Below are 4,090 nucleotides of genomic sequence, written 5' to 3'. Positions count from 1 at the left end.
CTCCGTGGAGCGGCGACGGGGTGGGCGGGTGGGGCGCTCAGGCGAGGCGATAGACCCGCTCGGCGTTCGAGGCGAGCACGGCCTCGCGGTCGTCCTCGCCGAGCCGCTCCGTGACCCACGACGACACGGTCTCGACCCAGCGGCCGTACGGACCCGAGACCGGCCAGTCGCCGCCGAACAGGAGGCGGTGCGGGCCGAAGGCGTCCAGTGCGACGTCGAGGAACGGGCGCAGCTGTGCGGCGGTCCACTCTCCCTGCGACTCCGCGGGCAGTCCCGACAGCTTGCAGACGACATTGTGACGCCGGGCGAGCCTGTGCAGCTCCGTCGCCCACGGCGTGCCTTCTGCGGGGGCCGCGGCATCCGCCGACCCGACCGGCGGCTTGCCGAGGTGGTCGAGCACGATCGTGAGCTCGGGCACCGCATCGGCCAGGGCGATCACGTCGGACAGCTGGCTCCAGCGCACGCACGCGTCGAACGTGAGACCGGCCGCCGCCACCGCCCGCGCGGCGTCCCGGAAGCCCGGCGCCGCCGAGAAGCCGTCGGGCTCGGACTGCAGCAGGCGGCGCACCCCGACCACGAGCGGCCCGCTCTCGTACGCCGCGAGGTGCTTGTCGGTCGCTGCGGGGTCCTCGAGCGGGGCGCGCGCGACGATGCCGCGCAGCGGCACGCGCGGTGCCAGCGACGCGACCCAGTCGACCTCGGCGACCGACTGCTCCGGCGCGCACTCCGCCTGGACGAACACGAAGCCGAAGTCGTCGTCGGGCGCGTCCTGAAGCGCCAGGTCGAGCTCGTCGGGTCCGAATGATCGGAGCAGCGGTCCCTCCAGCCACTCGTAGGTCAGGACCTCGGGGTCCCAGAGATGGAGGTGTCCGTCCACGACTCGCATGCCTCCATTGTGACGCCGACGCGTCCTTGCCGCGGCATCCCGACCGGATGACATCCGATGTCTATGATGGGCGCGTGGCCGTCACCGACGAAGCGATCGAGAAGATCAAGGACATGATCGTGCGCGGCGAGCTCGCCCCGGGGTCGCGCCTGCCTCCCGAGAAGGATCTCGCCGAGCGTCTGGGCCTCTCGCGCAGCTCTATGCGCGAGGCCGTGAAGGCTCTCGAGGTCATCCGGGTGCTCGACGTGCGGCGCGGCGACGGCACGTACGTCACGAGCCTCGAACCGAAGCTGCTCCTCGAGGCGATCTCGTTCGTCGTCGACCTCCACGACGACGACTCGCTGCTCGAGATCTTCGCCGTGCGGCGCGTGCTCGAGTCGCATGCGACCGGTCTGGCGGCGCAGCAGGCGGGCGACGACGACGTCGCGGCGCTGGATGCCGAGATCAGCGGCGTCGCCCCTGACACCGACATCGAGTCCCTGGTCGAGCACGACGTGCGCTTCCACAGCGCCATCGCGCGACTCGCCGGCAACGACTACCTCGCCAGCCTGCTGGACAGCCTGACCAGTCAGACGGTGAGAGCGCGCGTATGGCGAGGGCTCACGCAGGCGGGCGCCGTCGAGCGCACCCTCGCCGAGCACCGGGCGATCCTCGACGCGATCGCCGACCATGACATGGAGCTCGCCACCTCGATCGCGCAGGTCCACATCGCGGGCATCGAACGGTGGCTGCGCCAGGCGCGCGACCGCGCCTGACCCAGCGCGACCGGCCTGAGCCCGGGCGACGGGGCTCCCGCCCCGCCACCCGGACTCCGACGTCATCTGGTCACGTACGACAGGGCGTCGACGCGCAGCACGTCGCCCGACGCCTTCACGAGCCGCAGCGTGTGCTCGCCCTTGCCGAAGCCGTCCTGCGAGAAGACCTCGCGCTGTGTGAGCCGCGCGGCGCTGTGCAGGTCCACGGTGTCGACCAGCGCACCGTCGAGGTAGACCTCGACCTCGCCCTGGTCGGGGGCGGTCGGGCCGGTCACCGTGACGGCCGTCCCCTGGAAGGTCAGTTCCACGGCGGCGCCGTCGTCCTCGGTCCAGTGGACGTCGTCGCGCAGGTCGCCGCGGAACCGGAAGTCCAGGGCCGTGTCGCCGTCGGGGAGCGTCGACAGGTACGACGCGCTGACGGTGACGGCATCCGCTTCCACGGTGTAGTCGGTCCCGCCCTTCAGCGCGGTGCCGTCGCGGTAGATGCCTTCGAGCTCGCCCGGGTCGCGCAGGATGCGGACCGTCGCACCGGCGGGCACCGCACGGTCGAACACGACCGCGCCGACGTCGATCAGACTCTGCTGCACGACGTCGAGCCGGTCGAGCAGCATGAACTGCCCCGACTTCTTGACCACGCGGATGGTGTGGCTGCCGTCGGCGAGGTCGCGCACGCTGTACACCACCTGCTGCACGCCGCGATCCTGTGCCGGGTCGAGAGACGTGTCGACGGTGTCGACCAGCACGCCGTCGAGGTAGACCTCGGCCTCACCCTGCGATGAGTGGGTCTCGGTCACCCAGTCGATCCCGGTGCCGACGAACGTGTACTCGAACGCGGCGCCGTCGGCCTCGGCGTAGTGGACGTCGTCCTGGTAGTCGCCCAGCCCGCGGCCCGTGCTGTGACCCCAGTTGCCGCTGTAGGCGATCGCGGAGTCGCTGTCGTTGACGGCCACGACGTTCGACGCACCGGGCTCGGGCGCCGTCCCGCCCTGCGACGAGTCGTACGACGACACGGTGAGCGCCTGCGAGGTGGCCACGATCTCCTTGCCCGCGTTGCGGGACCATTCGCCCTCGTACGACAGACGCGCGTCGTCGTCGTTCAGCGCGATCTCACCGCCCTTGGCGGGCGTGACGGTGAACAGGCGCGTGCCGTGCACCGGGACGTCGTCGGCGGTGAACTCGCCGTCGAAGCTGCCGAGGTTCTTCTGCGCCCAGAGGTCGCGCACCTTCGCGGATCCCTGCAGGCCCAGGTCGGCGAACGACACCTTCATGTCGGCGTCCGTCCGACCGAGGTTGAACAGCGCGACGGTGACCGACCCGTCGGGGTTCATGGCGTACCAGGTCTGCTGCTTCGTCGCCGTCGACACGGGGTGGGCGGGGCGGCCCGCCTGGTTCACCGCGATGACCTCAGGGTTCGTCAGCAGCTCGATGCCGTAGTCGTCGAGCCGCGTCATGTCGTTGCCGACGTACATCGGCGCGGCCGCGACCGCCCAGAGCGTCGTCGCCGTGCGCCGCTCGTCGCGCGTCAGCCCGTCCATCGAGCCGTTGCCCACGTTGAGCGAGTCGAAGTCGTTCCAGCCGCGATCCGGTCCCGCGAAGCGCCACCAGTCGGCCGCACGCGGGAAGAGGCGGGCGATGTTGTCCCAGGTGGTGAGGGCCTCGTCACCGCAGTAGCACTCGACGTCCCACTCGACGCGCCAGCCCTGGGCGTGCTCGGCCCAGTAGTCGGCGTAGCGGATGTCGAGCGCCCACGAGAGCTCGAACCAGATGCCGTTGCGCTCGAGCGCCTGCGACCAGGCCGCGACATCGTCGCGGGCATCGAGGGAGAGGTCGCCGATTCCCGACCCGGGCGTGACGCTGTCGAACTTGAGGAAGTCGATCCCCCACTCGGCGAACATGTCGGCGATCGAGTCCACGTACGCCTGGGCGCACGGGTTCGCGAAGTCGAGACGGTAGCCGATGTTCCAGTAGTCCGCCTGCTGGATCGGCTGCTTGACGATGTCGCCCGTGGAGCAGTCGGGGGCGCCGTAGATCGGCAGGTCGGCCTCGTACACCTCGGGCGAGATCCCGGGGATCGCGTAGAGCCCGACCTTCTGGCCGTTGCCGTGGATGTGGTCGATGACGGCCTGCAGCCCGTTCGGGAACAGCGTCGTACTGGGCGTCGGGCGCCCGTACTCGTCGGTGCCACCGTTCCACGCGGCATCGATGTTGATGTACTCGTAACCCGCCGACTGCAGCTTCTCGTGCATGGCGTCGGACTGGGCGATGATCTGGTCGGCGGTGATCCAGGTCGATCCGCTGCCCGAGTACACCTGCATGCTGTAGCTGCTCCAGCCCATGTAGGGCCGGGCGCCGAGCTCTTCCTCGGGCGCCGGCGCCGTGGCGGCCGGCGCCGCGGCGGCGGGCGCGGTCGTCGCCGGGGAGACGGATGCCTCCGCCGGCGGTGCCGCAT

3 protein-coding genes are annotated in these 4,090 nt (G+C 70.7%); 1 reads left to right on the top strand and 2 read right to left on the bottom strand.

What is annotated here, in order from left to right; all coding sequences use genetic code 11:
- Positions 1 to 37: 37 nt before the first annotated feature.
- Entirely contained in the window at positions 38 to 886 is an 849-nt protein-coding gene (locus tag ACI3KX_RS21875) for an amidohydrolase family protein (RefSeq protein ID WP_404911069.1), read from the bottom strand.
- 74 nt (positions 887 to 960) lie between these two features.
- On the opposite strand from ACI3KX_RS21875, the gene ACI3KX_RS21870 reads away from it, so the two are divergent.
- Positions 961 to 1,641 (top strand): FadR/GntR family transcriptional regulator, encoded by a 681-nt coding sequence (locus ACI3KX_RS21870; RefSeq protein WP_331910727.1) that lies wholly within the window; start codon positions 961 to 963, stop codon positions 1,639 to 1,641.
- A gap of 62 nt (positions 1,642 to 1,703) precedes the next feature.
- On the opposite strand, the gene ACI3KX_RS21865 is transcribed toward ACI3KX_RS21870, so the two are convergent.
- On the bottom strand, positions 1,704 to 4,090 hold a 2,387-nt coding region (locus tag ACI3KX_RS21865), incomplete at its 5' end, for a X2-like carbohydrate binding domain-containing protein (protein ID WP_404911068.1).

This window comes from Microbacterium sp. ZW CA_36 (assembly GCF_044987475.1).
Lineage (GTDB): Bacteria > Actinomycetota > Actinomycetes > Actinomycetales > Microbacteriaceae > Microbacterium.
Note: the sequence above shows the minus strand (reverse complement) of the source record. Positions and strands in the feature narration are given on the sequence as shown.